Source organism: Beijerinckia sp. L45, from assembly GCF_009765775.1.
Taxonomy (GTDB): domain Bacteria; phylum Pseudomonadota; class Alphaproteobacteria; order Rhizobiales; family Beijerinckiaceae; genus RH-AL1.
Genome location: NZ_LMUU01000225.1, coordinates 6,338 through 10,688, shown reverse-complemented (window position 1 = coordinate 10,688; position 4,351 = coordinate 6,338). Strand labels below are relative to the sequence as shown.

Sequence of the window (4,351 nt, the reverse complement as noted above, 5' to 3'; positions counted from 1 at the left end):
ACTTTCATGGCGAGGCGCCGATGGCCCGCGCGCTCGCCGAGGCCGAGGCGGCGGCACTGCGTGGCGAGGTGCCGGTCGGCGCCGTGGTGGTGCGCGACGGTGCGATCATTGCCGCCGCCGGCAACCGCACGCTGGCCGACCACGACCCGACGGCCCACGCCGAGGTGTTGGCGATCCGCCAGGCCTGCCGGCTGCTCGAAACCGAGCGGCTGATCGGCTGCGATCTCTACGTCACGCTCGAGCCCTGCGCGATGTGCGCCGCGGCGCTCTCCTTCGCCCGCATCCGCCGGCTGTATTTCGGCTGCGACGATTTGAAGGGCGGCGCGGTGGAGAACGGGCCGCGGTTCTTCGGCCAACCGACCTGCCACCATGCGCCGGAGGTCTATGGCGGGTTTCGCGAGGCGGAGGCGCGGGCGCTGCTGCGCGACTTTTTTGCGGCGCGGCGGTAGGGGGAACAAGCCTTGGGGCAGACCTTGACGAGTCGCTCAGCGCCCGTTGCGGGACGCCCGATGAATCGTCGCCCATTCCAGAGACCTGCTGCTCCGGGATGTCCGAAAGTCTAGCGCGTAATGTTAAGCCAGGATGCCGCTGCCTTCGAGCGGCAATGATGGTGGAATACCTTCCATAGGGATCATTTGCAGTCTTCGTATCCCAACGGAATACGTTTTGAACCCTGGAGTTAGCGACCGGTATCCAGCGCCGCCCCTCTGAACTTTTTCTCGACGTGATTTCGATCTTAGACTGATGAACAGGGTCGCCACCCAATGATGCAGGCAGGGCGACCCCGTTTAGTCAGTTTACATAGGCCGCGGCGTCTTCGGCTCATGGATCGGGCAACCGTTGTGCGTGCTGCGGAAGTTCGCCGAACTCGCATAGGTCGTATTTCGGGCCCTGTTCACCGAGCCTAACGGTCGATGAGCAAACAAGCCGTGCCAGGGGCTGAAGGAAAGGCCATCATCAATGGCCGCAACCTCGGTCGGAGACCAGGAAGGTTGCTGCTCGACATGGAGACGGGCGACGACGACATATGGGCTCTTGTCCTCGGGCCAGACTACCGTGGCGTCCTCGATCGGCATCGTCGCAAGGTCCGTGCAAAGCTGCACACGGAATTCCCAGTCGCCGCCATTGCCTGCGAAGTGTTCGGAAACAGCATTGCGAAGCGCGTTCGGGTTGTCTGTTGTGTCGATGGGCGCGTCCGTCAACGTCTTGAGCACGCCGACAGGAGCCACCGAATATTTGGCGACGTAATCGCCGTAGAGGATCGGAACCTGGGAGAAGAATGTCTCGCCAAGAATGTTGGTCTCTTTTTGACCGCCCATCGTCGTGATCGTCGGGCTTTTGCCTCCGAAGGCTTCGATGATCGACTCGGTGCCTTGCGCGATCGCCGACACGACCTTCTTGACCCCTTCCACCTTGTCCGTCGTTGCCGCCAGCACTTTCAGAACGCCAAGGAATTTTTCGGCGTTCGGTGCGCTGAAGGCCGGCCCATTGACCATCACGAAATCCTGCGTCGTATCGGCTTCGCTGCCGGGCAGACGAGGCCCCTGGACGCCAACCAGTTTGATCGCGAGGCCGCGGGGCGTAGAAACGCTGTCGTCCAGAATGTCGCCCGGCAGGGTCGAAAAGCGCATCGCGACCTCGTAGCGACCAGGCCGGGCAAACAGGCCTTGCGCAAGATGCAGCGGCAAGCCTTCGACGACCGTGAAATCTCCGCGGAGCACACCGTGCGCCTTGGCATGAACACTGCGGGTCGCATGCCCGGAATGTTCGAAGGTGGATTCACTGATCTTTCCTAGAGTCTCGATCAGACCTTCATTGGTTTTGGCCTCATCCTTTCCGATTGTCTCCATCGAGGAATCAAAGCGTAGGGGCAGAACATTCATTGCGGTCTGAGCCGACATGAAGCATCCGTTCAAAATCGAGGGTGGTACGTGAGGACTGTCTCGCCATGCCGGGACGCCCGCCGGGGGGCACTGAGCGCGTTTAGCGAAACATCTCGATCACACTACGGGCGAACCGGACACGAGTTTCAGCTTAGCCTTTGATTTCCTGTAATCAATCTCTTCTGGCCAGGCGCCGAGATCTTCGAGAACATCGATGACCAGCGGCGTGCACATCATTGGCGCACCTATCTCAAATCATAAGTTCGGGGACCTTCGGATGCTTGGACTTGCAGCTTTCGGTCCCTCGATCATCGAGCGGATGCGCGCGGCCATCGTTTCGACCGGGAACGGTTTAGTCAGCACGGCCATGCCCGGCGCGAGTTGCCCATTCCCAAGGATCGCGTTTTCCGCGTAGCCGGTGATGAAAAGCACCTTGAGGTCCGGGCGCCTCACACGCCCGGCATCCGCCATCTGCCGCCCGTTCATGCCGCCGGGCAAACCGACGTCCGTCACGAGCAGGTCGATGCGCACGTCTGATTGCAATATTTTGAGACCAGCCGCGCTGTCGCCTGCTTCAATTGCGAGAAAACCGAGATCTTCGAGGATGTCGGTGACGAGCATGCGAACGGTCGGCTCGTCGTCGACGACCAGCACCGTCTCGCCCTGATCGAACCGCTCCAGCGTTTCGAGCTTTGCCGTGGCCTCCTCATCCTCGACCTCACCGTAGTGGCGTGGCAGGTAGATGCACACCGTCGTGCCGTCCCCGACCTCTGAATAGATGCGCACCTGTCCGCCCGACTGCTTGGCAAAGCCGTAGATCATCGACAGGCCAAGGCCGGTGCCCTCGCCGATCGGCTTCGTCGTAAAGAACGGTTCGAACACCCGGGCGATCACGTCGGGCGGCATGCCCGTTCCGGTGTCGGTCACGCAAAGCGATAGGTATTGGCCCTCCGGAATGTCCTGCTTCCTGGCGGCTCGCTCGTCCATCCACCTGTTGGCGGTCTCGACCGTGATGCGGCCGCCGTCCGGCATCGCGTCACGGGCATTGATGCACAAGTTCAGAAGGGCATTCTCAAGCTGGGGCGGATCCACGAGCGCGGGCCACAAGCCGGAGACGCCGACGACCTCGACATGGATCGAGGGCCCCACGGTACGTTGAACCAAATCCTGCATGCCGGAAACGAGGCGGTTCACGTCGGTCGGCTTCGGATCGAGGGTCTGACGGCGGGAGAAGGCGAGCAGGCGATGCGTCAGCGCGGCAGCGCGTCGGGCAGCGCCCTGGGCCGCGGTCACGTAGCGATCGACATCGGTCAGGCGGCCCTGCTGCATTCTGATCTGCATCAGCTCCAAGGAGCCGGAGATGCCTGCAAGAAGGTTGTTGAAGTCGTGCGCCAAGCCGCCGGTGAGCTGGCCGACGGCTTCCATCTTTTGCGATTGGCGCAGGGCCTCCTCGGTTCGCATCAATTCCGTGGTGCGCTCGGCAACGCGCTGCTCCAGCGTCTCGTTCAGGCGGCGCAGCTCTTCCGTGATGCGTGCGCGCTCCGCCTCGACGGCGCGTCGCTCCTCGATGTCGATGAAGACACCGGGAAAGCCGACCGGCGTGCCATCGGGCGCAAGATCGACGCGTCCGACGGCTTCCAGCCAATGGTAGCGTCCATCAGCTCGGCGTGTGCGGTACTGATGAACATAGGCCCCCCCCCGCGCGACAGCCTCGTCGATGGCCGCGGCTAAACCGGCCCGATCATCGGGGTGCAAAGCCTCCATGATGTGGGCGAGCGTGACGCCTTCCTGGCGAACCGTGGCACTCAGACTGAAGGTACTGGCGAAGCCATCATCCACCGTGAAGCGGTCGCTGATGGGGTCCCAAAACCAGGTGCCGATGATCGCGCCCGCCGCCAACGCGAGCTGCACGCGCTCCACGTTCTCACGCGCCAGCGCCTCGCTGTCGCGTAGCGCGGCCTCCGCGCGCCTGCGTGCCGTGATGTCGATGAACAATACCGCGACCTCACAGCGACTGGACGGCTCGACGCGGTGCGCCGCGACCTCCAAAAACCGGTGGGTCGGCCCGAACTCGCGCTCGAAACGGATGGGCTGGCCGGTACGCAGCACGTTCCCGTAAAGTTCGAGCCAACCTTTCGCTTCGTCGTCAGGAGCGATGTCCCGCAAGGTCAGGCCCGTGGCGTGCGGAATGCCGAGTTGGTGCTCGAACGCCGGATTGGCCTCGACATGCACGTAGTCGCCGAACGGCCCATGCGGCCCGTCGATGAACCGGATGATGCAGAAGCCTTCGTCGATGGACTTGAACAGCGATCGGTAGCGCTCCTCGCTGAAGCGCAGGGCGGTTTCCACGGTTCGCGACCGGGCCACGCTGCGGCGAAGATCGAGCAGCGAAGTCACATGCCGGGACAGGGCTCGCAACCCTTCTCGCTGGCTTTCGCTGAGCCCCCTTGGACGGGGCTCGTTGTCGA

At 62.9% G+C, this 4,351-nt stretch carries 3 protein-coding genes; 1 reads left to right on the top strand and 2 read right to left on the bottom strand.

Annotated elements, in window-relative coordinates; genetic code table 11:
• Positions 1-20: 20 nt before the first annotated feature.
• Entirely contained in the window at positions 21-449 is a 429-nt protein-coding gene (locus GSQ79_RS24070) for a nucleoside deaminase (RefSeq protein ID WP_158811305.1), read from the top strand.
• A 348-nt stretch (positions 450-797) separates the two neighbouring features.
• On the opposite strand, the gene GSQ79_RS24065 is transcribed toward GSQ79_RS24070, so the two are convergent.
• Both GSQ79_RS24065 and GSQ79_RS24060 read right to left on the bottom strand, forming a co-directional pair.
• Positions 798-1,901, bottom strand: a complete 1,104-nt coding sequence (locus GSQ79_RS24065; RefSeq protein ID WP_158811304.1) for a catalase family protein — start codon at positions 1,899-1,901, stop codon at positions 798-800.
• Positions 1,902-2,138: 237 nt separating this feature from the next.
• A complete protein-coding gene (locus GSQ79_RS24060; RefSeq protein ID WP_246725551.1) occupies positions 2,139-4,280 on the bottom strand; it encodes an ATP-binding protein in 2,142 nt (713 codons plus the stop codon).
• Positions 4,281-4,351: the final 71 nt, after the last annotated feature.

Excerpts from the sequence above, each read along its gene's own strand:
- GSQ79_RS24070 (WP_158811305.1), top strand. The coding sequence starts at position 21 with ATGGCCCGCGCGCTCGCCGAGGCCGAGGCGGCGGCACTGCGTGGCGAG.
- GSQ79_RS24065 (WP_158811304.1), bottom strand. The coding sequence starts at position 1,901 with ATGTCGGCTCAGACCGCAATGAATGTTCTGCCCCTACGCTTTGATTCC.